We start from the raw sequence: 24,157 nt of genomic DNA, 5'->3' as shown, positions 1-24,157 counted from the left end.
ACTGGAGGCACATCCCATGACCACCTTCGTGGACCGCGTCGAGCTGTACGTCGCCGCGGGTAACGGGGGCCACGGCTGCGCCTCCGTGCACCGGGAGAAGTTCAAGCCGCTCGGCGGGCCCGACGGCGGCAACGGCGGTGAGGGCGGCAGCGTCATCCTCACGGTCGACGCCAACGTCACCACCCTGCTCGAGTACCACCACTCTCCCAAGCGCAAGGCCACCAACGGCAAGCCCGGCGCGGGCGGTCACCGTACCGGCGCCAACGGCGAGGACCTCGTCCTGCCTGTCCCGGACGGCACCGTGGTGCTGGACAAGAAGGGCAACGTGCTCGCCGACCTGGTCGGCCACGGCACCAGCTTCGTCGCCGCCGCCGGCGGCCGCGGCGGCCTCGGCAACTCCTCGCTGGCCTCCGCCCGGCGCAAGGCCCCCGGCTTCGCCCTGCTCGGCGAGCCCGGCGAGGCCGGCGACATCGTGATGGAGCTCAAGTCCGTCGCGGACGTGGCCCTGGTCGGCTACCCGAGCGCCGGCAAGTCCTCGCTGATCTCGGTGCTCTCCGCCGCCAAGCCCAAGATCGCGGACTACCCCTTCACCACCCTGATCCCCAACCTCGGCGTGGTCACCGCCGGCGACACCGTCTACACCATCGCCGACGTCCCCGGCCTGATCCCCGGCGCCAGCCAGGGCCGGGGACTGGGCCTGGAGTTCCTGCGGCACGTCGAGCGCTGCGAGGTGCTGGTGCACGTCCTGGACTGCGCCACCCTGGAGCCCGGCCGCGACCCGCTGACCGACCTGGAGACCATTGAGTCCGAGCTGTCGGCCTACGGCGGCCTGGAGAACCGGCCGCGGCTGGTCGCGCTCAACAAGGTCGACGTCCCGGACGGCCAGGACATCGCCGACCTCACCCGGGCCTCCCTGGAGGAGCGCGGCTACCGCGTCTTCGAGGTCTCCGCGCTCGCCCACAAGGGCCTGCGCGAGCTGAACTACGCGCTGGCGCAGATCGTCACCGAGGCGCGGGCCGCCAAGCCGGTGCAGGAGTCCACCCGGATCGTGCTGCGGCCCACCGCGGTCGACGACGCGGGCTTCACCATCAGCGAGGAGGACGGCGCCTTCCGCATCCGGGGCATCAAGCCGGAGCGCTGGGTCCGCCAGACCGACTTCTCCAACGACGAGGCCGTCGGCTACCTCGCGGACCGGCTCGCCCGGCTCGGCGTCGAGGACCAGCTGTGGAAGGTGGGCGCCCAGGAGGGCGACACCGTCATCATCGGCCCCGAGGACAACGCCGTGGTCTTCGACTGGGAGCCGACCATGGCCGCCGGTGCGGAGATGCTCGGCCGCCGCGGCGAGGACCACCGGATGGAGACCCAGCGTCCGGCCGTCGACCGCCGCCGCGAGAAGCAGAAGGGCCGCGACGCCGCCGAGAGCGAGTACCTGGCCTTCGAGGCGCTGTCCTCCAGCCGCCAGGCGCTCGAGGGCGACGACGAGGACTACTAGGCACAGCCTGCGGGTCACCCCCGGGAGCGCGGGAGACCGCGTGCTCCCGGGGGTGACCCGTACCCCGGGGCCGTACGTCCATGGGGTGAAACGGCGTGCGGGCGCCGCGGTGACATCCCGTAGATTGCGATCGGGCCGGTGGGCTCGATCCCGTACGACCGGAGGGCACTGATGACGGATCAGACACTGCGGCAGGAAGTTCTGACCGCGCGGCGGATCGTCGTCAAGGTCGGCTCCTCCTCGCTCACCACCGCGGCCGGCGGCCTGGACGCCGACCGGGTGGACGCGCTGGTCGACGCCCTGGCCAAGGTCCGCAGCCGTCCGGACGCCCCGGACGTGGTGCTGGTCTCCTCCGGTGCCATCGCGGCCGGACTGGCGCCGCTCGGGCTGGAGAAGCGCCCCAGCGACCTGGCCCGGCAGCAGGCGGCCGCCAGCGTCGGCCAGGGGCTCCTGGTGGCCCGGTACACCGCCTCCTTCGCCCGGTACGGCGTGCGGGTCGGCCAGGTACTGCTGACCGCCGAGGACGCCAGCCGCCGGGTGCACTACCGCAACGCGTACCGCACCCTGGACCAGCTGCTGGCGATGGGCGCGATGCCGATCGTCAACGAGAACGACACCGTCGCCACCGCCGAAATCAAGTTCGGTGACAACGACCGGCTGGCCGCGCTGGTCGCCCACCTGGTCCGCGCCGATCTGCTGGTGCTGCTCTCGGACGTGGACGGCCTGTACGACGGCGACCCGAGCCGGCCCGGCACCAGCCGGATCGAGCTGGTGCGCGGCCCGCAGGACCTCGACGGGATCGAGATCGGCAGCGCCGGCAAGGCCGGGGTCGGCACCGGCGGCATGGTGACCAAGATCGAGGCGGCCCGGATCGCCACCGGCGCGGGCATCCCGGTCGTGCTCACGGCCGCCAGCCAGGCCGCCGACGCGCTGGCCGGCCGGCCCACCGGCACGCTCTTCCAGCGCACCGGGCACCGCTCCGCCGACCGCCTGCTCTGGCTGGAGCACGCCTCCACCCCGCGCGGCGCGCTGCACCTGGACGCCGGCGCGGTGGATGCCGTGGTGCACGGTGGGAAGTCGCTGCTGCCCGCCGGGGTGACCCGGGTGGACGGGGACTTCACCGCGGGTGATCCGGTCGACCTTCTTGGCGAAAACGGCCACATCGTCGGCCGCGGACTGGTCAACTTTGATGCGAGGGAGTTGCCCCGTCTGCTCGGCCGGTCCACCCGGGAACTGGCCCAGGAGCTCGGTGCCGAGTACGAGCGCGAGGTCGTCCACCGTGACGACCTGGTCGTCCTGCGCGGCTGACGGAAGGCCCCGAGGGGGAGAGGGTCAGGCGGGCCCGGCCGGGTCCGGACAGTGTCGTCGCCGAACAGGAGGCCGCCGGTGGGACGCAGGCTCCAGGGAGCACTGCCCGGAGAGACGGCGGAGCGGAGGCTGACCAGCATCGCGGGCGGCCGCCGGGCCGAGCAGCCGCCGCAGCACCAGCCGCGTGAGACCGTCCGGGAGTTGCACCCGCACGTCGAGGACGAACAGCCGCAGCCCGAGCAGGGAAGGCTGTGGCACGTGGTGCTCAGCGTGGCGGGCCGCGCCACCCCGCTCGGCGAGCTGCGGACGGCGCTGGAGCGCCTGGCACACGACCACTCCTTCTTTCTGACGGCCCGTTACGCGACCGACCACGCGGAGATCCGCTACTGGGAGGAGGCCCGCGACCTGCACGACGCGGCCGCCATCGCGCTGCGGCTGTGGGGCGAGCACAAGGGCTCGGCGAACCTCCCGCCGTGGGAGATCGTCGGCCTGGAGGTCGTCGACCGCCCGACGTACCACAAACGGGTGGCCGAGGGCTTCGGGGACCCGCCCCCGCACCTCGGCGGTGTGCACCCGTACTAGGGCTCCCCGGCGCCGGGGCCAGGGCCGTGGCACGCGGGACTCCGGCGCGATCAGGGCCGCCCGACGTCTCACCGGACAGAGTGCGGGCCGGACGAGCGCGCGGGAGTCGCTACTCTTTGCGGCATGAGCGACCACGCCACCACCGACAGCCCCGTCCTCGCCGCCGCGCGCCGTGCCCGGGAGGCGGCCGCCGAGCTCGCCCCGCTGCCGCGCCGCGTCAAGGACGCCGCGCTGCTGGCGATCGCCGACGCACTGGTGGCGCGGACCGCGGAGATCACCGCGGCCAACGCCGAGGACGTCACGCGGGCCCGGGAGGCCGGCACCGCCGAGTCGGTGGTGGACCGGCTCACCCTGAACGCGGAGCGGATCGCCGCGATCGCCGCCGACGTGCGGGACGTGGCCGGCCTGCCCGACCCGGTCGGCGAGGTGGTCCGCGGCTACACGCTGCCCAACGGCCTGGACGTGCGCCAGGTGCGGGTGCCGCTCGGCGTGGTCGGCATCATCTACGAGGCCCGGCCGAACGTGACGGTGGACGCCGCCGCGCTCTGCCTGAAGTCCGGCAACGCGGTGCTGCTGCGCGGTTCGGCCTCCGCGTACCGCTCCAACACCGCGCTGGTCGCCGTGGTGCGGGACGCCGTGGCCGGGGCGGGCCTGCCGGCCGACGCCGTTCAGCTGGTGCCGGGCGAGAGCCGGGACTCGGTGCAGGAGCTGATGCGGGCCCGCGGCCTGGTCGACGTGCTGATCCCGCGCGGCGGTGCCTCGCTGATCCGCACCGTGGTCGAGGGCTCGACCGTCCCGGTGATCGAGACCGGCACCGGCAACTGCCACGTCTACGTGGACGCGCAGACCGACCTGGCGATGGCCGTCGGCATCCTGCTCAACTCCAAGGCGCAGCGGGTCAGCGTCTGCAACTCGGCCGAGACCCTGCTGGTGCACCAGGACGTCGCGGAGGACTTCCTGCCGCTCGCCCTGGCGGCGCTGGCCGAGGCCGGAGTGACGGTGCACGGCGACGAGGCGGTGCTGAAGGCCGCGGAGGGCTCCGCGGCGACCGTGGTGCCGGCCACCGAGGAGGACTGGGAGACCGAGTACCTCTCCTACGACCTGGCCGCGGCCGTGGTGCCCTCCCTGGACGCGGCGGTCGCGCACATCCGTCGCTGGTCCTCCGGCCACACCGAGGCGATCGTGACCACCTCGCAGGCCGCGGCCCGCCGCTTCACCCAGCTGGTGGACGCCACCACCGTGGCCGTCAACGCCTCGACCCGGTTCACCGACGGGAGCGAGTTCGGCTTCGGCGCGGAGATCGGCATCTCCACCCAGAAGCTGCACGCCCGCGGCCCGATGGGCCTGCCCGAGCTGACCTCCACCAAGTACATCGTCACCGGTGACGGGCACGTCCGCGGCGAGGCGACCCCGACCGTCGGGTCCTGATCCGGAGCCGGCGGACGGGCGGACCGCGCCACCCGGGTGCCGGACCAACTGCCGGGAGCCCCAGACAAACGGGCCGACCGGTAATACGCTGAATCCGTGGCTGACGATGTGGGGGGTTCGCCGTACCCCGACGGCGCCGATCACGGTGGTGCGGACGACGAGTTCGCCACCGTGGTCTTCGACGAGGCGTTCGTCCGGTCCGCCGCGGTCCGTGAGCCGAGCGCGCTGGAGCGGCAGCTGGCTGCCGCCGAGGCGAGGTTCGAGCCGGACGCGGCCGGCGCCGGTCGGGGCTATGACCTGACGACCTCGGGGGAGGGGCTGCCGCTCGAGCTGCGCCCGCATCCGCGCGGTCTCGACGACGACCGGCGGTATCCCGATCCCTGGTCCGCGCTGGACCGCTCCCGGCGGCGCTCCCGCTGGGGCCGTCCGGGCCGGTCCGACCGGATCGGCCCGAGCCGGGGCCGGGATGTCGCGCAGCAGCGCTGGCACCGGCCGGTGGCCTGGGTGCTGGCGGTGGTGATGGGCATCAGCGTGGTGGCCGTCGCGGTGGCCGCGATCTACCGGGGCACCGGCGGTGGCGCGGACGAGCGGCCGCGCCGGCCGGAGAGCGGCAGCAGCACGGGCGCCGCGGTCGGCCCGACGCCCGCGGTGGCGGGCCTGCCCTCGGGCTGAGCCGGCCGCGGGCGGAAGTTGCGCACGGCCCCTCGTACCGGGCCGGGCCCGCGTCTACCCTGGTGGTATGGGTGACCCGCGCGAGCCTCCCGAGGGTACCCCCGAGGGCGGCTCCGGCAACGAGGACGAGTTCCGGTCCGTGGTCTTCGACGAATCGTTCGTCCGCGCTGCCCGGATCCAGGAACTCTCCGCGCAGGAGCGGCTGGGCGGTGGCTACGCGCATGCCACCCGGGCCCGGGTCGGCTTCGGGGCGCTGGGCTCGCTGCCCAGGCAGGCCGTCGCGCTGCTGCTGCTCGTGGTGCTGGCGTTCGCCGCCGCGGTGTACTTCGGGGTGAGCTCCCCGCACCGGGCCGGCGGTGCGGCCGGCGGCACCCAGCTGACCTCGACCCTGGTGGCGCTGAGCCCGGCGGGGGCGGTCGCGCCGGTCGTCGATCCGGGTGATCCGTTCGCCGGGCTGCCGGCGGACTTCGCGGACGGGGCCGCGGGCCTGGGCCTGCCGGCCGCGGTGGGTACCGCGCACTTCACCCAGGCCGAGGTCGGCCGGGCCCTGGACAGCGTGAAGCAGTACCTGATGGCGTCCTCGCTGGCGCCGAGCACGCTGGTGCAGGGCGAGACCGGCCGGGCCCGGTCCCTGGTGACGGCGGGTGAGCAGACGCAGTACGACGACAGCCTCAACGCCCCGCAGGACGACCAGCGGCACGCCGCCACCGGCTGGCTGGTGCGCTTCGACCCGGGCAAGGTCGCGCTGGCGACCGAGCGGGTGAAGGTGGCGGGGCAGGCCCGGGTGGTGGAGGCGGACAGCGGGACGCTGGAGATCGCCGCGGACCACACCTTCGTCTACGCGGTGCGGCCGGCCGGGACGGGTGAGGCGCCCGCCACGCTGTTCTCCGTCCGCCGGGAGCTGCGGTTCGAGTTCGAGCACGGTGACATCGGCGCGGGCCGGGTGCGGCTGGCCGACGCGGTGGTCCACGCCGGGCCGACCTCCTGCGGCGCCGACGCGGCCGGTTATCTGCAGCCGCTGCCGGCGGGCGCGCAGGGCACCCCGCCGGCAGCGCTCAGCCCGACCGACCACGCCCGTCCGGCCTGGCAGCTGTGCGGGGTGCTGGGCCCGATCACCGGCTGACACCCCGCGCCGCCGACCGTCAGGCGGAGCCGTTGGGGCTGTCCGCGGCCGGGCCGTCGGAGCCCGCGCCGGTGTCCGGGCCGGAGCCGGTGCGGGCCCCCGCGAAGGTGTCCCGGAGCTTGCCGCCGACCGTGCCGACCCCGCCGGCCACGTCCCGCAGCAGGCCCATCAGCGGGTCCTTGCTCTCCTTGACCGACTGCGAGTACGAGTCCGCGGCGGCCTTCCACTGGGCGCCGACCCTGGCGTCCGGGTCGTCGCCGCGGCGCGGGTAGGCGCCGGCCAGGATCGAGCGGTACTCCTCGCTCTCCGCCCACTTCTTGAGCTTGGCCACCCGCACCACCGCGAACGGGTGGGTCTGCGGCAGCACCTGGAGCAGCTTGAGCACGCCGTCCCGCAGGTCGCCGGCCTTGTCGTACTCCTCGGCCTGCTCCAGGAAGGCGTCCACGTTCATCTCGGCCAGGTTGTGGCCGCCGGCCAGCTTCATCAGGCCGCGCATCGAGGCCTGCAGGTCCTGCCCGGCCAGCAGGCCGGCCCGGTCGCAGGAGAGCTCGGCCTTGCGGAACCACTCCTTGAGCGCGGTGATGACCGCGGTGATGGCCAGGTTGCCGAGCGGCAGCCAGGCGATCCGGGCGGCGATGTTGGTGAGGATCAGCAGCATCGTCCGGTAGACCGCGTGCCCGGACATCGCGTGCCCGACCTCGTGGCCGACCACGGCCCGCAGCTCCTCCTCGTCGAGCAGCTCGACCAGGCCGCTGGTCAGCACGATGATCGGGGTGTCCATGCCGATGCACATGGCGTTGACCGTCGGGTCCTGCGTCACGTACAGGTCCGGGACCTTCTCCAGGTCCAGCACGTAGGCGGCGTCCCTGACCATGTTGTGCAGTTCGGGGAACTGCCGCTCGGACGTCCGCACCGCGGTGGCCAGGAACATCAGCCGGACGCTGCGCTCGGAGACCAGCCCCGCGAGCTTCTTGAGGACGTCGTCGAAGCCGCTGAGCTTGCGCAGGGCCACCAGCGCCGAGCGGTCCGCCGGGTGCTCCCAGGCCCGGGTGGAGATCTCCGGGAAGCGCTGGCGGCGCCGGCTCGGCGCGGTCTCCTTGGTCAGATCGGACATGCTTGAGTACCTCCCTGGTCGATGCCGGCACCGGCTCCCCGGCCGGCCCCCGCTGCTGATGGCTCCAACGTCCGTACGCCCGTACTCGTCCCCGGACCCGGCGTCCCGGCGTAAGCCGGTCTACCCTGGCAGGGCCGGGCCCCGCGACGGGGCCGGGCCGCCGAGCAGCACCCCGCAGCACCCGAGGAGTCCCGCGATGTCCCCTGCCGCCCTGGCGCACCTGGCCGGTCCGATCTCGACCGAGAACGGTCCGGGCCTGTTCCTGCGGATCATCGTGGTCGCGTCCTTCGTCGGCGTCGGACTGCTGGCCTGGATGCTGCTGCGGGCCGGCCGCAACAACTGAGCCGGCCGACGCGGCCCGGGCTGACCGGACGTCGGCTGACGGCCCGTCCGTCTGCTGGTCCGCCACCCACCTGGTGGACGCGGTGGGCCGCCGCGCGGTTGCGGGGGCACCCCCCGTACGATGAGCGCGCGGGCCACCCAGGCCCGCACCCCTGGTCCGTCACCGAGCCGAGAAGGTCCTGCCGACCATGAGCAACGCTGCACTGCCCGCCCTCACCCAGCTCGCCGAGGGCGGCAACCACGAGAGCCTCAGCCCGTACCTGACCGGCGGCGGCGCACTGTTCATCCTGCTGCTCCTGCTCTTCGTGACCACGCGTTTCAACCGCGACCGCTGACCCGGGCGGCCGCGCGGGGCCCCGGCCGGGGCCCCGCGGACTCGCGCTTTCCCGGTGGCAATCCGGGTCGCGTAAGGTGTGGCGCCATGAGAGAGCAGGCCGGGGCCGCGCAGGGCGTGGCGAAGAGGCGACTCGGCGTGATGGGCGGCACCTTCGACCCCATTCACCACGGCCACCTGGTCGCCGCCAGTGAGGTCGCGAGCGCGTTCCACCTCGACGAGGTGATCTTCGTGCCGACCGGGCAGCCGTGGCAGAAGCTGGACCGCAGCGTCTCGGCCGCCGAGGACCGCTACCTGATGACGGTCATAGCCACCGCCGAGAACCCGCAGTTCTCGGTCAGCCGGATCGACATCGACCGGGACGGCCCGACCTACACCGTGGACACCCTGCGCGACCTGCACGCGCTCCACCCGGACGCCGAGCTGTTCTTCATCACCGGCGCCGACGCCCTCGCCCAGATCCTCTCCTGGCGGGACTCCGAGGAACTCTTCGAGCTCGCCCACTTCATCGGCTGCACCCGCCCGGGGCACACTCTCTCCGACGCCGGTCTGCCGGCCGGAGGAGTCTCCCTGGTGGAGGTGCCCGCGCTGGCCATCTCCTCCACCGACTGCCGCAACCGGGTCGCCAAGGGCGAGCCGGTCTGGTACCTGGTACCGGACGGCGTGGTCCGTTACATCGACAAGCGGGCGCTCTACGCGCCGGCCCAGCCTTGAACCCGGGAGGGGCGGCGTGACCGGATCGCCAGACCGCGGCCAGGACGACGGGACCTGGTACCCGTACCAGCAGCAGCCGTACCAGGATCCTGCCCCGGCCTACGGCCAGGGGTACCCCCAGGACGGGCAGCAGTACGGCCAGGGCCAGCAGCAGGGCTACTACCAGCAGCAGCCGTACCAGCCCGAGCAGCCCGTGCACGACCCTTCCCCCGCCTACGGCCAGGGGTACCCCCAGGGGCAGCAGCCCTACCAGGGCCCTTCGCAGGGGTACGGCCAGGGCTACCACCAGGGCGGGCAGCAGGGCTACTACCAGCAGCAGCAGCCGTACCGGCCCGAGCAGCCGGTCCACGACCCTTCCCCCGCCTTCGGCCAGGGGTACTCCCACGACCAGCAGTTCTACGTCCAGGACCCGTACGCCGCGCAGCAGCCCGTCCAGCAGGCGGCGCCGCCCGCGCCCCCGCGGCCCAGGCCCGCTGCGCCCGCTCCCGCAGCCGCGCCGCCGGCCGAGCCGGCGCAGCCCTCCGAGCAGGTCGGCGGGCGCCGGACCACCCGGGCCCCGAAGGACAACTACACGACCGGCGAGTTCACCTTCGTGGACGAGCAGGCGGAGGAGTCCGAGGACGTCATCGACTGGCTGAAGTTCGCCGAGTCGCGCAGCGAGGTCCGGGCCGAGCGCCGCCGCCGGCTGCGCAACCGGCTGCTCGGTCTGCTGGTGGTGCTGGCGGTCCTGGCCGCCGGGGCCGTCGGCTACCTGTGGTGGGACGGGAAGCTCGGCGGCGGCGAGGACGCGGCCGCGGTGGCCGGCGACCGGCAGGTCAACGTGGTGCACCTGCGTGACCTGCAGGGGAAGGTCTCCACCGCGATGCTGGTGAACGACGCCGCCGGCCACAAGGGCTCGGTGCTGATGCTGCCCGACACCCTGAAGCTGCCCGGTACCGGCGACACCGGCGTCGTCACGGTCGGCCAGGGGCTGGACACGATCGGCGCCTCCGCCACCCGGGAGGGGCTGAGCACCGTGCTCGGCGCCCCGGTGGGCGGCACCTGGCGGCTGGACACCCCGTACCTGGAGCTGCTCGTCGCCCAGCTGGGCGGGGTCAAGGTGGACACCGACGTCGAGGTGCGTGAGGGCAACAAGCCGGACGGCAAGGTGCTCGCCACGGTCGGCAAGGGCGTGATGCTGACCGGCAAGGCCTCGGTCGCCTACGCCACGTACCAGGCGCCGACCGAGGGCCGGGACGCCCAGCTGGCCCGGTTCGGGAAGGTGCTGGAGGCGGTGATCCGCGCCATGCCGACCGACCTGGCGGAGTCCACCGACGACGTGCACCGGATGAACGCGGTGCTGGATCCGTCGCTGCCGGAGAAGAAGCTCGGCGGGGTGCTCGCGCTGCTGGCCGGCCAGGCCAAGGACGGGCACCTGGCGGGCAGCACGCTCAAGGTGAAGTCGGACGGCACGCTGGACGAGGCCACGGCCGGCCAGCAGGTCAAGGAGATCCTCGGCGGCACGGTGAAGGCGGGGGCGGTCACCGCGGGCGGCGCGGCCACCCGGGTCTCGGTCGTGAACGCCTCGGGCAACGACCAGAGCGCCACCGCCGCGGGGGTCCAGGCGGTCAACGCGGGTCTGGAGCTGGTGCCCAGCACCGCCAAGGCGGCCGTGCAGGCGACCACCGAGATCCGCTACACCGACGACGCCCGGGCCGCGGACGCCAAGGCCCTGGCCGGTGCGCTGGCGCTGCCGGAGACCGTGGTGAAGAAGGCTGCCGACGCACAGAACGCGGATCTGGTGGTCGTCCTGGGCAAGGACTACCAGCCGCCGAAGGCTCCGTAGCCGCTCGATCGAGCGCGTGGAAGCCGGGGCCCGGATCGGACGATCCGGGCCCCGGTCCGTTCGTGAGATCCTGGAAGGCGTTATTGCCATCGAGCGGGAAGTACAACGTGACCGTCACCGACCACAGCCAGGAACTCCTCAACGTCGCCGCCCAGGCGGCGGCCGACAAGCTGGCCCACGACATCATCGCCTTCGACGTCAGCGAGGTGCTGTCGATCACCGACGCCTTCCTGATCGCCTCGGCCGCCAACGACCGCCAGGTGCGGGCCATCGCGGAGGAGATCGAGGACCAGCTGCGCGAGCAGCTCGACATCAAGCCGGTCCGCCGCGAGGGCGAGCGCGAGGGCCGCTGGATCCTGCTCGACTACCTGGACATCGTGGTGCACGTCCAGCACTCCGAGGAGCGCTCCTTCTACTCCCTCGACCGGCTCTGGAAGGACTGCCCCGAGGTGCCGCTGCCGGCCGACGCGGTGGCCACCCGCAACCGGCCCGAGAACGCCGTCACCGACGCCGCGGGCAACGCCGTCTCCGGCCTCTCCGAGGACGAGAGCTGAGCCGCGCCGCGCGGGGACCGCGCATCGTCTTCTGGCGGCACGGCCAGACCGCCTGGAACCTGGAGTCCCGCTTCCAGGGCAGCACCGACATCCCGCTCACCGAGCAGGGTGTCGAGCAGGCCAGGCGGTCGGCCCGGCTGCTCGCCGGCCTCCAGCCCGACCTGCTGGTCTCCTCTGACCTCCAGCGCGCCCGGCACACCGCCGCCGAGCTGGGCAAGGTCACCGGCCTCGGGGTGGACCACCACGAGGGCCTGCGGGAGACCTACGCGGGCGCGTGGCAGGGGCTGACCAACACCGAGATCCGGGCCCGGTTCCCGGAGCAGTTCGACGCGTGGGCGCAGGGCGAGCCGGTCCGGCGCGGCGGCGGCGAGCTGGCCACCGAGGTCGCGGACCGCGCGGTGCCGGTGGTGCTGGCGGCGGTCGAGAAGCTGCCGGAGGACGGCACCCTGGTGGTGGTCAGCCACGGCGGCACCATCCGCACCATGCTCGGCCGGCTGCTCGACCTCGACCCGGTGCACTGGGAGCGTTTCGGCGGCCTCTCCAACTGCTGCTGGTCGGTGCTCGGCCAGGGGGCGCGGGGCTGGCGGCTCCTGGAACACAACGCGGGCACCCTCCCCCAGCCGGTCATCGGGGACGAGACCTGACGGTGAACCGAGGGCGATTTCGCAGTTCCGGCTCTGACCAGCTAGAGTCTTCCTCGTTCGCAGGGAGGAACGCAGACCGAAAGGAAAGCGGGAATCGCGAGAACGCGGGGCTATAGCTCAGTTGGTAGAGCGCCTGCATGGCATGCAGGAGGTCTGGAGTTCGATTCTCCATAGCTCCACTCCGCACCGGTGGTCCCCTCAGGCCCGCATGTGTCGCGGGGCTATAGCTCAGTTGGTAGAGCGCCTGCATGGCATGCAGGAGGTCTGGAGTTCGATTCTCCATAGCTCCACAGTGGAGTGAAGGCCGCCACCCGACCAGGGTGGCGGCCTTCGGCGTTCACCGGCCGTGACGGTGGTCGGTCGCGGCGGCGTCCGGATGGGCGTGCAGCCACTCCATCCGCTCCCGGTCCTGCGGCGTCCGCGGGGTGTAGACCAGCAGATGGCAGTCGGGCGTGGCCGGGACGCCCAGCCGGGCCGCGAGGAAGTGCAGCTCGCCCACGGCGGCATGCCGGAAGACCTTGTGCGCGTCCTGCGGCGGTGCCACGTCCTGCCGCTCCCACAACGCGCGGAACTCGGCGCTGGCGCCCGCCAGCGCCCCGATGTACGCCTCCCAGGCCGGCTCCCCGACGTGCCGGCCGTACGCGCCGCGCAGCACTCCGACCATCCGCGGCAGCTCGCTGTCCCGGTTCACGAACGGGTTGCAGCACGCCGGCACGGTGAACGCGCACCACATGCTGTTGCGCCGCCCGTCCGGGGTCGCCGGCCGGACCGCGCCGGGGAACAGCAGGTCGTACGAGCGGTTGGTGCGCAGCAGGTCGTAGCGGCTGTTGGCGACCACGGCCGGCATCGGGTCGAGCTGCTCCAGGACGGCCTCCACGACCGGCCCCAGCTGCGGGCACTGCGTGTCGACGGGCGGGCCCGGCTCCAGCCCGGCCAGCCGGAACATGTGCTCGCGCTCGGCCCCGTCCAGCCGCAGCGCGCGGGCGATCGCGTCCAGCACCTGCCCGCTCGCGTTGATCGGCCGGCCCTGTTCGAGCCAGGTGTACCAGGTGACCCCGACCCCGGCCAGCTGTGCCAGCTCCTCGCGCCGCAGGCCCGGCGTGCGGCGGCGCACCCCGGGCGGCAGCCCGACCTCCTCCGGCCGGATCCGGGCCCGGCGGGCCCTGAGGAACTTGGCGAGCTCGCCGCGCCGCTGCTCCCGCGGGCGCGGCGGGCGGGTGTCGGTCGGATGGTCCAGCATCGTCATGCCCCCATCGTCCCCCGCCGCGGGCGGGCCTGGCTGGTGCTCTCGGTACCAGGATCGGCAGGCTCTAACCACCGGTACCGGGACGCCCGCAGGCTGAGGACATGACGGATCTTCAGACCCTCCCGGCCGCCCGTACGGCCACCACCGGCGCGGCCCGGCCCGGGCCGTTGCTCGGCCTCGTCCTGACCGGCCAGTTCATGGCCCTGCTCGACATCGCCATCGTCAACGTCGCCGTGCCGACCATCCGCTCCGACCTGCACGCCTCCGGCGCGGGGCTGCAGCTGGTCATCGCGGGCTACACGATCGCCTACGCGGTGCTGCTGATCACCGGCGCCCGGCTCGGCGCCCGGTACGGCCACGGCCGGCTCTTCCAGTACGGCCTGGCCGCCTTCACCGCCGCGTCGCTGGCCTGCGGGCTGGCACCGGACACCGGGTGGCTGATCGCGTTCCGGGTGCTGCAGGGTGTCGGGGCGGCGCTGATGGTGCCGCAGGTGATGAGCCTGATCCAGCAGACGTTCACCGGTGCCGCCCGGGTCCGGGCGCTCGGCCTGTACTCGGCGGTGCTGGCGGGCGGCCTGGCGATCGGTCAGGTCCTCGGCGGTCTGCTGGTGGCCGCCGACCTGTTCGGCACCGGCTGGCGGCCGGTCTTCCTGCTCAACGTGCCGATCGGCGCGGTGCTGCTGGTGCTCGGCCGACGGCTGCTGCCCGACCTGCCGGCCGACCCGACCCGCCGCTTCGACGTCCCCGGTCTGCTGCTGCTCGGCGGGACCCTCGGCCTGCTGGTGGTGCCGCTGGTGCTCGGGCACGAGCTGGGCTGGCCGGTCTGGGGATGGGTGATGCTGGGCGGCAGTGCCGTCCTGGCCGTGCTGTTCGGGGTGGTCGAGTGGCGGACCGCGGCCCGCGGCGGGCAGGCGCTGGTCCCGGCCCGGGTGCTGCGGGCGCCCGGGCTGCTGCCGGCGGCGGGCGCGCTCTTCCTGATCATGTTCGGCTTCTCCGGGTTCATGTTCGCGTTCGCGCTGCACCAGCAGGCCGGGCTCGGCTCCGGCGCCCTCAAGGCCGGGTTGCTGTCGGGCCCGGTCGCGGTCGGCTTCGGGATCTCCAGCCTCCACTGGCAGCGGCTGCCGGCCCGGCTGCACCGGGTGCTGCCGACCCTCGCGCTGGCCCTGGTCGCCGCGGGCTTCCCGCTGGCGGGCCTGGCGCTGAGCGGCGGCGGACAGCTCGGGGTGCCGGTCGTCCTGCTGTTCGCCGTGCTCGGGGCGGCCGCCGGCTGCGCGTACAGCCCGCTGTTCGCCCGCGCGCTCGGCCGGGTCGACCCGGCCGACGCGGCCGACGCCAGCGGGGTGCTGGTGACGGTGGTGCAGCTCGCCCAGGTGGCGGGGGTGGCGCTGCTGGGCACGATCTTCCTCGGCCGGGTCGGCTATCCGGCGACCCCGGCCGCCTCGGGGCACGCGGTCCTGGTCACCCTGACGGTGGTCGGTGCCGGGTTCGGCCTCGCCGCCGGTTTCGCCCGGCGCACCGGGCGGACCGCGCGCTGACCCTGCCCGGGCCCTTCGCGCCGGACCGTCCCCGCGCCCCCGCGGCGGGGACGCCGGGGCGGCCCGGCCGACCGACGTCCCAGGTGGCGGCCGGTGCCGGGGCGCCGGAAAGCGATTAGGGACCCACCCCGGTGACCGTGTATTGTTGGCGATGTCGCCGGGGGAAACGCCGGAGACAACAGCAAGGGGCTATAGCTCAGTTGGTAGAGCGCCTGCATGGCATGCAGGAGGTCTGGAGTTCGATTCTCCATAGCTCCACAGCAACAGAAGGACCGTCTCCCGGTGGGGGCGGTCCTTCTGGCGTTCCGTCAGCCACCCGGCGGTACTCGGCCCGGCGCCCGCGAACCACCGGGGCCCTACCGGCGCGAGCGGTGCGACGGCTACGGTCGTGCCATGGCCGACCTGGCACGCAAACGGAACGAAGAGCTGGCACGGATACTCCACCAGCTCGGCTGGAGCCCCGAGCGGCTCGCCCGCGAGGTGAGCGCGATGCTCCCGCCCGGGCTCGCGATCAGCTCCACCGCGCCGTACAAGTGGCGCGACCGGGGCATGGTGCCGCGCTCCCCGCACGACCAGACGGTCTGCGAGGTGCTCAGCCGCACCGTCGGCATCGCCGTCACCTACGAGCAGCTCTGGGGCCAGATGGGCGGCAGCCGCGGCGCCAAGGTGCTCTCCCCCCGGCTGCTCACCGACCCGTGGACGGCCGACACCGCCCAGACCGCGCTGCGCGAGGCGGGCGCCGACGCGGCGCCCGTCCGGCTCACCGACCTGTTCCGCGGCGACGAGCTGGAGCAGGCCGCCCGGCACTGGGCCTCCCCGCCGCCCGAGGTCACCGGCGGCGAGGGCGCCCTGCGGATCGCCTCCGAGCAGCTCGCCGACCTGCGGCTCTCGTACGAGAGCAAGCAGCGGCTGGAGCGGGCCTACGGCGGCGGCCTGATCCTCGGCCCGGCCCGGGCCGAGCTCGCCATGGTCGGCAAGCTGCTGGAACTCGGCCGGTACGACGAACCGCTCGGGCGCGAGCTGTACGGCGCGGCCGGGCGGCTGGCCCGGCTGGTCGGCTGGGCCAGCTACGACATGGGCAACGACGCCGCCGCCCAGCGGGCCTTCGTCGCCGCGCTGCGCGCCGCGCACGTCTGCGGGGACCCGCGGCTCGGGGTCAGCGTGGTCGGCTGCCTCGCCGTCCAGGCCACCTACAACTCCGGCGGACGCGGGCTGGACGCCGTCGCCATGCTCTCCACCGCGCTGCGCGCCGCAGACGAGGTGCTGACGCCCCGTGAGCGGGCCCTGCAGCTCGGCCGGATCGCCCGGGCGCACGGCAGGAAGGGCGAGCAGATCAGCGCCGAGGCGGTCGCCGAACGGGCCTTCCAGGCGCTGGCCGGCGAGCTGGACCACGTCCAGGAGCGGGCCGATCTGGAGGGCATGGTGGGGGAGGGCCACCTCTTCCTCGGCGAGCACGAGCGGGCCCGCGCGCTGCTCACCTCGGCCGTCGGGGCGCTCTCGCCCGAGCGGGCCAGAGCCAGGGCGCTGCTGATGGTGCGGCTGGCCGACTCCTACCGGCGCACCGGCGAGCAGGAGGAGGCGGACCGGATCGCCGAGGAGGCCCGGCTGCTGGCAGCCGGCATGCAGTCGGGGCGGGTGGCCCGTGCGCTGCGGGAGTTCGACGCCGCGGTCCGCGCCGGATAGCCGCCCGGGGGCCGGCCGCCCTTGCGGTACCCTGACCCCATGCGAACCGTGCGCCTGCTCCTTAGCCGGCCGCGCTGACCAGGACCGGCCGACGTCCCCGGGCGGGGGCCGGAGTCGGCGTGGCGACCCCTCCTGCGAGGGGCCTTTTTGCTTTCCGGACCGTTTGAGGCCTGATGGCCTGCCCGGGGACGCTGCCCGGTTCGCTAACCGATGACGATGGAGCCCGAAGGACCATGAGCGAGACGACCCCTGCTTCCGGCGCGGCCGACGCCGCCACCGAGCCTTTCCGCTACGGCGCCGCGCTGGCCGCCGAGATCGAGTCCCGCTGGCAGGACCTGTGGGAGAAGTCGGGGACGTTCGACGCCCCCAACCCGGTCGGCCCGCTGGCCGACGCCTCGGCCGGCGACGTCTCCGCCAAGCCGCACAGCTTCATCATGGACATGTTCCCGTACCCCTCCGGCGCCGGCCTGCACGTCGGCCACCCGCTGGGCTACATCGCCACCGACGTCTACGCCCGCTACCAGCGGATGACCGGCCACAACGTGCTGCACACGCTGGGCTACGACGCCTTCGGCCTGCCGGCCGAGCAGCACGCCGTCGCCACCGGAGAGCACCCCCGGATCACCACCGAGGCGGCCATCACCAACATGCGCCGCCAGCTGCGCCGGCTGGGCCTGGGCCACGACTCGCGGCGCTCGATCGCCACGATCGACCCGGAGTACTACCGCTGGACGCAGTGGATCTTCCTGCAGATCTTCAACTCCTGGTACGACGAGGCGGCCGGCAAGGCCCGTCCGGTCGCCGAGCTGATCGCCGAGTTCGCGGCCGGCTCGCGCCCGACGCCGGACGGCCGGGCCTGGTCGGAGCTGTCCGCCGTCGAGCGGGACGAGGTGCTGGGCGAGTACCGGCTGGCGTACTCCAAGGAGGTGCCGGTCAACTGGTGCCCCGGCCTGGGCACCGTGCTGGCCAACGAGGAGGTCACCGCGGACGGCCGCTCCGAGCGCGGCAACTTCCCGGTCTTCAAGTCGAAGCTGCGCCAGTGGATGATGCGGATCACCGCGTACTCCGACCGCCTGATCAACGACCTGGACCAGCTGGACTGGCCTGAGGCGATCAAGCTGCAGCAGCGCAACTGGATCGGCCGCTCCGAGGGCGCCCGGGTCGACTTCGCGGTCGGCGAGCGCGCGATCACGGTCTTCACCACCCGCCCTGACACCCTGTTCGGCGCCACCTACATGGTGCTGGCCCCCGAGCACGAGCTGGTCGACTCGATCGTGCCCGCCGAGTGGCCCGCCGGCGTCCCGGCCGAGTGGACCGGCGCCGCCGCCACCCCCGCCGAGGCCGTCGCCGCGTACCGGGCCACCGCCGCCGCCAAGTCGGACGTCGAGCGGCAGGTCGAGGCGAAGGTCAAGACCGGCGTCTTCACCGGCACGTACGCCGTGAACCCGGTCAGCGGCGAGCAGGTCCCGGTCTTCATCGCCGACTACGTGCTGATGGGCTACGGCACCGGCGCGATCATGGCCGTGCCGGCCCACGACCACCGCGACTTCGCCTTCGCCCGCGCCTTCTCGCTGCCGATGCGCTGCGTGGTCGAGCCGACCGACGGCCGCGGCCAGGACCCCGCCGAGTGGGACGACGCCTTCGACACCTACGACTCGGTCATCGTCAACTCCGTCCACGACGACCTGTCCCTGGACGGCCTGAGCGTGGTCGACGCCAAGGCCCGGGTCACCGCCTGGCTGGCCGGTCGCGGCATCGGCGAGGGCACGGTCAACTTCCGCCTGCGCGACTGGCTGTTCAGCCGCCAGCGGTACTGGGGCGAGCCCTTCCCGATCGTCTACGACGAGGACGGCGTCATGCACGCGCTGCCCGAGTCGATGCTGCCGGTCGAGGTGCCCGTGGTGGAGGACTACTCGCCGCACACCTACGACCCGTACGACGCCACCTCCTCGCCGAAGACCCCGCTGTCGCGCAACGAGGACTGGGTCAACGTCGAGCTGGACCTGGGCGACGGGGTCAGGACCTACCGCCGCGAGACCAACACCATGCCCAACTGGGCCGGCTCCTGCTGGTACGAGCTGCGCTACATCGACCCGGCCGACCGCGACAAGGTCGTCGACCCGGCCAACGAGGCCTACTGGATGGGCCCGACGGCCGAGAAGCCGGCCGGCGGCGTCGACCTGTACGTCGGCGGCGCCGAGCACGCGGTGCTGCACCTGCTGTACGCCCGCTTCTGGCACAAGGTGCTGCACGACCTGGGCCACGTGTCCTCGGTCGAGCCGTTCCACAAGCTGTTCAACCAGGGCATGATCACCGCCGACGTCTACCGCGACGAGCGGGGCTTCCCGGTGCCCGCCGCCGAGGTCGAGGAGCACGACGGCCAGTACGTCTGGCAGGGCGAGCCGGTCAAGCGCGAGGCCGGCAAGATGGGCAAGTCCCTGAAGAACGCCGTCGCCCCCGACGAGATCGCCGACGAGTACGGCGCGGACACCCTGCGCCTGTACGAGATGTCGATGGGCCCGCTGGACGTCTCGCGTCCGTGGGACACCCGCGCCGTGGTCGGCTCGTACCGCTTCCTGCAGCGCCTGTGGCGCAACGTCGTCTCCGAGACCACCGGCGAGCTGGTGGTGACGGACGAGGAGCCGGACGAGGCCACCCTGCGCGCCCTGCACAAGACCATCGACGGCATCCGCGGCGACATGGCGGGCCTGCGCTTCAACACGGCCGTCGCCAAGGCCATCGAGCTGAACAACTTCCTGGTCAAGCGGGGCTCCACGCCGCGTCCGGTGGCCGAGCAGATCGTGCTGCTGGTCGCCCCGCTGGCCCCGCACATCGCCGAGGAGCTGTGGCGCCGGCTGGGCCACGACGAGTCGCTGGCCTTCGCCGACTACCCGGTCGCCGACCCCGCCTACGTGGTCGACGAGACGGTCACCTGCGTGGTGCAGATCAAGGGCAAGGTCAAGGCCCGCCTGGAGGTCGCGCCGTCGATCTCCGACGCCGAGCTGGAGGCGCTGGCCCTGGCCGACCCGGCCGTGGTCGCCGCGATCGGCGACGCGCCGGTCCGCAAGGTCATCGCGCGGGCGCCGAAGCTGGTGAACGTCGTCACCGGCTGACCGCCCCACACGAAGGCGCCGGCCGTCTCCCCTCGGGAGGCGGCCGGCGCGCGTTCGTGCCGGCGTCGGTGGTGCCTGGGCGGTGCCGGTTGTGTTCGGGCGTCGGGCGGTTGTGTTCGAGCGGCGGCCGGCGGGCGGCGGGCGTCGGAGGCGGTGGCGGTGGCGGTCTCAGTCCGGTGCGGGTGCGGCGGCCCGCAGCCGGCCGGCCATCAGCCGGACGTGCTCGACCAGCTCCGGCGGCTCGTGGACGGTGAAGTCGAAGCCCAGCAGGCTGACGTACACGGCCAGGCCGTTGAGCGAATGGGAGCCGGCCCGCAGGGTGCAGCTGTGCTCGTCCAGCGGCTCGACCAGGCCCGAGGTGGGTGTGATGTGCTGGGCGACGACCTGCGCGGGCGCCCGGACGGTGAACCGGGCCCGGTAGCGGTACTGGCCGAGTGCCACCTCCCAGGAGACGAAGTCCCGGATGTCCTCCTCGGGCGGCTGTCGGGGGGCGAACCGCGGCCCCGCCGGCGGCCTCACCGACATCCGGTCCACCCGGAAGTTCCGCCAGTCCGCCCGGCCGGTGTCCCAGGCGACCAGATACCAGCGCACGCCGGTGTGCACCAGCCGGTGGGGCTCGGCGTCACGCCGGCTCTCGCTGCCGTCGTGCGCGCGGTAGTCGAAGCGCAGCCGCTCGTGCGCCCGGCAGGCGGCGGCGATCGCGCTCAGCACGGTGGCGTCCACGACCGGGCCGTTCGAGGCCATCGTGACCGTCGCGGACGCCAGCGCGTCCACCCGGTGCCGCAGCCGGGACGGCATCACCTGCAGCAGCTTGGCCAGCGCCCGGACCGAGGACTCCTCGATCCCGGACACCGTGCCGCCGGCGGCCGTCCGCAGGCCGACCGCCACCGCGACGGCTTCCTCGTCGTCCAGCAGCAGCGGCGGCATCTCCGCACCCGCGCCCAGCCGGTAGCCGCCGGCCACGCCCGGTGCGGAGTCCACCGGGTAACCGAGGCCGCGCAGCTTGTCGACGTCCCGGCGGACCGTGCGGACGTCGACGCCGAGGCGGTCCGCCAGGTCGGCGCCGGGCCAGTCGCGGCGGACCTGGAGGAGTGAGAGCAGGCGCAGCAGGCGGGCCGAGGTCTCCAGCATGGCGGCCAGTGTGGCACCGATCGGGACGGCGGCGGCCCGGGGCGGGCCGGTGGGCGGGGCCGAGGTACGGCCCCGGGTACGGGCCCGAGGTGCGGCCCCAGGTGCCGGGACGGCCCTGAGGGCACCCTGAGCCGGGCCCGCGGGAGCCCTGAGCCTCCCCTGATCTCTGGCCCCGGGCGGGATCGACGGGTCCACCCGCGGTGGCCCGGCAGCTACGGTGGAGACATCGGCAGTCGCAGCAGGCCGCACCCGGGCAGCCGGGCCCGGTGGCAGCGGTGGAAGAAGGTGGGCTCTCCATGGACGCGCTCGGTGTGGTGGTCGTGCTGGTACTGCTCCTCGGGGCGGCGCTGCTGACGATGGCGGTGGTCGGCACCGTGAAGGCGGCCAAGGCCGTCGCGGCCAAGGTCGAGCGGCACGAGGCCCAGGCCCGCCGCACGGTCGAGAACGTCACCCTCAAGGCGAAGACCTTCACCAAGCCGGGGCCGCAGGGACAGCTGGCGGCCGTCCGGCTGGCGCTGCGCACCGCGCTCGACAGCACCCGGCAGGTGCTGGAGAGCGGGCTGCCGCAGGACGGCCAGCTCGGCGAGGCCATGCAGTTGCTGACCCGGCTCGACGCGCACGCCGCCGAACTCGACGGCGAGCTGCGGATGCTGGAGCGGGAGCCGGACGGCGCCCGGGTCACGGCCAAGCTCGCCGAACTCCGCGAGCGGGCCGAGCGGATCACGCACTCCGCGGAGTCGCTGCGCTGGGCGGCCCAGGACCGGATGCGGCGGTTCGCCGACGACGAGCTGAGCCGACTGACGCAGGAGTGCACCAACGAGGCGGGGGCGCTGCGGCACTGGGACACGGCCGGGACCGGGGCTGCGACCCCGGGAGCGGGGACGGGCCCCGAGGGTGACCGTGTGTCAGGTGTGCGGGCGGGTGGTGGCGGTGCGGCGGATGCGGGTGCGGCGGCGGATGAGCGGAAGGGGCTCGGCACCGGGCGTCGGCCGAGCGCCGAGGAGGTCCTCGGGCTCGCCGATCCGCTCGCCCGGCTGGCCGACCGGCTGCGCAAGCCGAGCACGGGCGGGTCGTAGGCGCCACGTCGCCGGCCCGCCGGCCCGCCTGCCTGTCGGTCCGTCCGGTTGTCCGGCTGTCGGTCCGTCGGTCTGTCGGTCGGTCCGGCTGGCCGTCGGTCCGGCCCGTGGGGATGGCCAGCGTCGCGGCCGGCCGGCGGCCCGCGAGTCGGCCGCTGTCCTCCCGGCCGAACGCGGAGTAACCTCCGGCACATGCCCGGCCACCTCGCTCTTGTCACCGATTCCACCGCCTATCTGCCGCAGGACGTGGTGGACCGCCATCGGATCGAGGTCGTACCGCTCAGCGTCGTCGTGGGCGACGAGGTGCTCGCCGAGGGTGTGGAGATCTCCCCCAAGGACGTGGCCGAGGCCCTGCGCGCCAAGCAGCGGGTGACCACCTCGCGGCCGAGCCCCGAGACCTTCGCCGCCGCCTACCGGGCGGCGGCCGAGGCGGGCGCGAGCGGGATCGTCTCCGTGCACATCTCGGCGGAGCTGTCCGGCACCGTCGAGGCCGCCCGGCTGGCCGCGGCCGAGGTCGGCATCCCCGTGCGGGTGGTGGACAGCCGACTGGTCGGCATGGCCCTGGGCCACTGCGTCCTGGCGGCGGCCGAGGCGGCCGCAGCGGGGCGGGGGATCGAGGACGCCGCGGCCGAGGCCGGGCGGCGGGCCGAGCAGACCCGCGGTTTCTTCTACGTCGACACCCTGGAGTACCTGCGCCGGGGCGGCCGGATCGGCGCGGCCCGCGCGCTGGTCGGCTCGGCGCTGGCCGTGAAGCCGCTGCTGCACCTCGCCGGCGGGCGGATCGAGCCGCTGGAGAAGGTCCGGACGGCCTCCCGGGCGATCGCCAGGCTGGAGGAGATCGCGGTCCTGGAGGCGGGGGAGCGGGAGGTCGACATCGCCGTCCACCACCTCGCCGCCGAGGACCGGGCGGAGCCCCTCGCGGAGCGGTTGCGGGAGCGGGTGCCCGGGCTGCGCGAGTTGTACGTGGGAGAGGTCGGCGCGGTGATCGGGGCCCACGTCGGGCCCGGGCTGCTGGCTGTGGTGGTCGCGCCGCGCTGACGGCCTGGGCGGGCCCGGCCGGCCCCTTGGACTGCGCAAACTCACTCGTTCGAGCTACCTGAGTTATCCACAACCGGGGTTTTTCCACAGGGAATCGGGGACTTCCGCGCGACCGGGGAGGCCGGGCCTACCGTCCTCGGCATGAGAACGATGCTGCCGGGTACAGCCCGTCGCCAGGACACCGCCGAAGCCGTACGCGGCCGGATGGCCAACCTGTTCACCTTCTCGTCCGCCTCGCCCGCATCGTCGGTTGACGGCAGCAGCCCGTCGAGATCGGCTGCCGCTCCGAGTGACCCCGGCCCACCGCGGCGGGCGACGCCGCCCGATCCCGCCCCGGAGCCGGCCGAGCCCGACCTGCCTTCGCCCGAGCTGCCGCCCCCGCCGTCACCTGCCGCACCTCCGGTACCGCCAGGGCCGCCGGTGCCCGGCCGGCGGCGCCGCTCGCTGCCGGCCCTGCCGCCGGGGCTGCTGCTCGACCGGCGGGCGGTGCTGGGGCTGGGCGTTCTGCTGCTGCTCGCCGTCGGATACGCCGTCCAGCATTTCTGGCTGGGCCGACCGCAGCCGGTCCCTGTCCCCGCCACGACGGTCGTCGGATCACCGGAGCGACCGGCCGGGGCAGGTCCGCCGGCCACGGCGCCGGCCATGGACCCGTCCAACACCTCCGGGCCCTCCGGCGGCGGCGGGCCGTCCGGCGGTGACGGACCCGGGGCCCCTTCCGGCCCCGCCGTCGTCGTCGACGTGGCCGGCCGGGTGCTGCACCCCGGTCTGCTCACGCTGCCCGGCGGTGCCCGGGTCGCGGACGCACTGAGTGCGGCCGGTGGCCCGCTGCCGGGCACCGACACCCAGACCCTCAACCTCGCCCGGGTGCTGACGGACGGCGAGCAGATCCTGGTCGGCGTCACCGGTGTCCAGCCCGCCGCTCCGGGGTCGGCCGCGCGCGCCGGGCCGCTGAGCCTCAACCGCGCCACCGTCGAGCAACTCGACACCCTGCCCGGGGTCGGGCCGACACTGGCCCAGCGCATCATCCAGTTCCGTCAGGAGCACGGCTCGTTCCGCTCCCTCGACCAACTCCGCCAGGTCAGCGGGATCGGGGCCCGCAAGTACGAGGAGCTGAAGGCGCTGTTGTCGCTCTGACCCGGCGCCGCCCCTGCCTCCCCCTCGCTGTCCCTCCCGCCCGCGGCTCACCCGCCACCGTTCGTTCGG

General features: G+C 74.0%; 21 protein-coding genes and 3 tRNA genes. 21 read left to right on the top strand and 3 right to left on the bottom strand.

The annotated features are described in order from the left end of the window. Window positions 1-16: 16 nt before the first annotated feature. From obgE to OG871_RS13595, 6 genes are all read left to right on the top strand, one after another. Window positions 17-1,492, top strand: coding sequence for a GTPase ObgE (gene obgE, locus OG871_RS13620; protein WP_371497017.1), 1,476 nt, complete (start codon window positions 17-19; stop codon window positions 1,490-1,492). A gap of 171 nt (window positions 1,493-1,663) precedes the next feature. Beyond that, window positions 1,664-2,800 carry a glutamate 5-kinase gene (proB, locus tag OG871_RS13615; RefSeq protein WP_371497016.1) on the top strand — a complete coding sequence of 379 codons (1,137 nt, stop codon included), beginning with the start codon at window positions 1,664-1,666 and terminating at the stop codon, window positions 2,798-2,800. Between the two features lie 78 nt (window positions 2,801-2,878). Beyond that, window positions 2,879-3,382 carry a hypothetical protein gene (locus tag OG871_RS13610; RefSeq protein WP_371497015.1) on the top strand — a complete coding sequence of 168 codons (504 nt, stop codon included), beginning with the start codon at window positions 2,879-2,881 and terminating at the stop codon, window positions 3,380-3,382. 123 nt (window positions 3,383-3,505) lie between these two features. Next, complete coding sequence (locus tag OG871_RS13605; RefSeq protein WP_371497014.1) at window positions 3,506-4,810, top strand: glutamate-5-semialdehyde dehydrogenase; 1,305 nt, start codon at window positions 3,506-3,508, stop codon at window positions 4,808-4,810. A 96-nt stretch (window positions 4,811-4,906) separates the two neighbouring features. Then, on the top strand, window positions 4,907-5,482 hold the full coding sequence (locus OG871_RS13600) for a hypothetical protein (protein ID WP_371497013.1): 576 nt from the start codon (window positions 4,907-4,909) through the stop codon (window positions 5,480-5,482). A 67-nt stretch (window positions 5,483-5,549) separates the two neighbouring features. Further along, the gene (locus OG871_RS13595) at window positions 5,550-6,605 is read left to right on the top strand and encodes a hypothetical protein (RefSeq protein ID WP_371497012.1); all 1,056 of its coding nucleotides are present in this window, start codon (window positions 5,550-5,552) and stop codon (window positions 6,603-6,605) included. A 19-nt stretch (window positions 6,606-6,624) separates the two neighbouring features. On the opposite strand, the gene OG871_RS13590 is transcribed toward OG871_RS13595, so the two are convergent. After that, window positions 6,625-7,719: a M48 family metallopeptidase gene (locus OG871_RS13590; RefSeq protein ID WP_371497011.1), complete on the bottom strand. Its 1,095-nt coding sequence runs from the start codon at window positions 7,717-7,719 to the stop codon at window positions 6,625-6,627. A 196-nt stretch (window positions 7,720-7,915) separates the two neighbouring features. Between OG871_RS13590 and OG871_RS13585 the strand changes: the two genes are divergently transcribed. The 8 genes from OG871_RS13585 (at window position 7,916) to OG871_RS13550 (ending at window position 12,422) form a co-directional block, all read left to right on the top strand. Further along, a complete protein-coding gene (locus OG871_RS13585; RefSeq protein WP_371497010.1) occupies window positions 7,916-8,062 on the top strand; it encodes a hypothetical protein in 147 nt (48 codons plus the stop codon). Window positions 8,063-8,249: 187 nt separating this feature from the next. Then, a complete protein-coding gene (locus tag OG871_RS13580) occupies window positions 8,250-8,396 on the top strand; it encodes a hypothetical protein (protein ID WP_371497009.1) in 147 nt (48 codons plus the stop codon). Between the two features lie 86 nt (window positions 8,397-8,482). Then, a complete protein-coding gene (gene nadD / locus OG871_RS13575; RefSeq protein ID WP_371497008.1) occupies window positions 8,483-9,109 on the top strand; it encodes a nicotinate-nucleotide adenylyltransferase in 627 nt (208 codons plus the stop codon). Window positions 9,110-9,125: 16 nt separating this feature from the next. After that, window positions 9,126-10,934, top strand: a complete 1,809-nt coding sequence (locus OG871_RS13570; RefSeq protein WP_371497007.1) for an LCP family protein — start codon at window positions 9,126-9,128, stop codon at window positions 10,932-10,934. A 107-nt stretch (window positions 10,935-11,041) separates the two neighbouring features. Further along, window positions 11,042-11,488, top strand: a complete 447-nt coding sequence (rsfS, locus tag OG871_RS13565; protein WP_371497006.1) for a ribosome silencing factor — start codon at window positions 11,042-11,044, stop codon at window positions 11,486-11,488. Continuing rightward, on the top strand, window positions 11,485-12,132 hold the full coding sequence (locus OG871_RS13560; protein ID WP_371503297.1) for a histidine phosphatase family protein: 648 nt from the start codon (window positions 11,485-11,487) through the stop codon (window positions 12,130-12,132). Before rsfS ends, OG871_RS13560 begins: the two co-directional genes overlap by 4 nt. Window positions 12,133-12,238: 106 nt before the next feature. Next, window positions 12,239-12,311 (top strand) — tRNA-Ala (locus tag OG871_RS13555). A gap of 38 nt (window positions 12,312-12,349) precedes the next feature. Continuing rightward, window positions 12,350-12,422 (top strand) — tRNA-Ala (locus OG871_RS13550). 47 nt (window positions 12,423-12,469) lie between these two features. Here OG871_RS13550 and OG871_RS13545 read toward each other — a convergent pair. After that, the gene (locus tag OG871_RS13545; protein WP_371497005.1) at window positions 12,470-13,378 is read right to left on the bottom strand and encodes a helix-turn-helix transcriptional regulator; all 909 of its coding nucleotides are present in this window, start codon (window positions 13,376-13,378) and stop codon (window positions 12,470-12,472) included. 101 nt (window positions 13,379-13,479) lie between these two features. Here OG871_RS13545 and OG871_RS13540 point away from each other — a divergent pair, with 101 nt between their 5' ends. The 4 genes from OG871_RS13540 to leuS all read left to right on the top strand — a co-directional run bounded on the left by OG871_RS13540 (window position 13,480) and on the right by leuS (window position 19,709). Further along, the gene (locus OG871_RS13540; RefSeq protein ID WP_371497004.1) at window positions 13,480-14,913 is read left to right on the top strand and encodes an MFS transporter; all 1,434 of its coding nucleotides are present in this window, start codon (window positions 13,480-13,482) and stop codon (window positions 14,911-14,913) included. 185 nt (window positions 14,914-15,098) lie between these two features. Beyond that, window positions 15,099-15,171, top strand: a tRNA-Ala gene (locus tag OG871_RS13535). Between the two features lie 135 nt (window positions 15,172-15,306). Beyond that, complete coding sequence (locus tag OG871_RS13530; protein WP_371497003.1) at window positions 15,307-16,596, top strand: hypothetical protein; 1,290 nt, start codon at window positions 15,307-15,309, stop codon at window positions 16,594-16,596. 233 nt (window positions 16,597-16,829) lie between these two features. Beyond that, on the top strand, window positions 16,830-19,709 hold the full coding sequence (leuS, locus tag OG871_RS13525; protein WP_371497002.1) for a leucine--tRNA ligase: 2,880 nt from the start codon (window positions 16,830-16,832) through the stop codon (window positions 19,707-19,709). 168 nt (window positions 19,710-19,877) lie between these two features. Here the strand turns inward: leuS and OG871_RS13520 are convergent, their stop codons facing one another. Then, window positions 19,878-20,840, bottom strand: coding sequence for a helix-turn-helix transcriptional regulator (locus OG871_RS13520; RefSeq protein ID WP_371497001.1), 963 nt, complete (start codon window positions 20,838-20,840; stop codon window positions 19,878-19,880). Between the two features lie 296 nt (window positions 20,841-21,136). Here OG871_RS13520 and OG871_RS13515 point away from each other — a divergent pair, with 296 nt between their 5' ends. The 3 genes from OG871_RS13515 (at window position 21,137) to OG871_RS13505 (ending at window position 24,088) form a co-directional block, all read left to right on the top strand. Further along, entirely contained in the window at window positions 21,137-21,916 is a 780-nt protein-coding gene (locus tag OG871_RS13515) for a hypothetical protein (RefSeq protein WP_371497000.1), read from the top strand. Between the two features lie 192 nt (window positions 21,917-22,108). Further along, complete coding sequence (locus tag OG871_RS13510) at window positions 22,109-22,954, top strand: DegV family protein (RefSeq protein WP_371496999.1); 846 nt, start codon at window positions 22,109-22,111, stop codon at window positions 22,952-22,954. A gap of 141 nt (window positions 22,955-23,095) precedes the next feature. Then, the gene (locus OG871_RS13505) at window positions 23,096-24,088 is read left to right on the top strand and encodes a helix-hairpin-helix domain-containing protein (protein WP_371496998.1); all 993 of its coding nucleotides are present in this window, start codon (window positions 23,096-23,098) and stop codon (window positions 24,086-24,088) included. Window positions 24,089-24,157: the final 69 nt, after the last annotated feature.

It is taken from the genome of Kitasatospora sp. NBC_00374, assembly GCF_041434935.1.
GTDB lineage: Bacteria > Actinomycetota > Actinomycetes > Streptomycetales > Streptomycetaceae > Kitasatospora.
Note: the sequence above shows the minus strand (reverse complement) of the source record. Positions and strands in the feature narration are given on the sequence as shown.

Bases quoted from the DNA above. Each gene is read 5' to 3' on its own strand.
- OG871_RS13545 (WP_371497005.1), bottom strand. From the start codon at position 13,378: ATGACGATGCTGGACCATCCGACCGACACCCGCCCGCCGCGCCCGCGG.
- OG871_RS13515 (WP_371497000.1), top strand. From the start codon at position 21,137: ATGGACGCGCTCGGTGTGGTGGTCGTGCTGGTACTGCTCCTCGGGGCG.
- proB (WP_371497016.1), top strand. From the start codon at position 1,664: ATGACGGATCAGACACTGCGGCAGGAAGTTCTGACCGCGCGGCGGATC.
- OG871_RS13530 (WP_371497003.1), top strand. From the start codon at position 15,307: ATGGCCGACCTGGCACGCAAACGGAACGAAGAGCTGGCACGGATACTC.
- leuS (WP_371497002.1), top strand. From the start codon at position 16,830: ATGAGCGAGACGACCCCTGCTTCCGGCGCGGCCGACGCCGCCACCGAG.
- OG871_RS13580 (WP_371497009.1), top strand. From the start codon at position 8,250: ATGAGCAACGCTGCACTGCCCGCCCTCACCCAGCTCGCCGAGGGCGGC.
- obgE (WP_371497017.1), top strand. From the start codon at position 17: ATGACCACCTTCGTGGACCGCGTCGAGCTGTACGTCGCCGCGGGTAAC.
- OG871_RS13505 (WP_371496998.1), top strand. From the start codon at position 23,096: ATGAGAACGATGCTGCCGGGTACAGCCCGTCGCCAGGACACCGCCGAA.
- OG871_RS13540 (WP_371497004.1), top strand. From the start codon at position 13,480: ATGACGGATCTTCAGACCCTCCCGGCCGCCCGTACGGCCACCACCGGC.
- OG871_RS13595 (WP_371497012.1), top strand. From the start codon at position 5,550: ATGGGTGACCCGCGCGAGCCTCCCGAGGGTACCCCCGAGGGCGGCTCC.
- OG871_RS13510 (WP_371496999.1), top strand. From the start codon at position 22,109: ATGCCCGGCCACCTCGCTCTTGTCACCGATTCCACCGCCTATCTGCCG.
- OG871_RS13590 (WP_371497011.1), bottom strand. From the start codon at position 7,719: ATGTCCGATCTGACCAAGGAGACCGCGCCGAGCCGGCGCCGCCAGCGC.
- nadD (WP_371497008.1), top strand. From the start codon at position 8,483: ATGAGAGAGCAGGCCGGGGCCGCGCAGGGCGTGGCGAAGAGGCGACTC.
- OG871_RS13605 (WP_371497014.1), top strand. From the start codon at position 3,506: ATGAGCGACCACGCCACCACCGACAGCCCCGTCCTCGCCGCCGCGCGC.
- OG871_RS13585 (WP_371497010.1), top strand. From the start codon at position 7,916: ATGTCCCCTGCCGCCCTGGCGCACCTGGCCGGTCCGATCTCGACCGAG.
- OG871_RS13520 (WP_371497001.1), bottom strand. From the start codon at position 20,840: ATGCTGGAGACCTCGGCCCGCCTGCTGCGCCTGCTCTCACTCCTCCAG.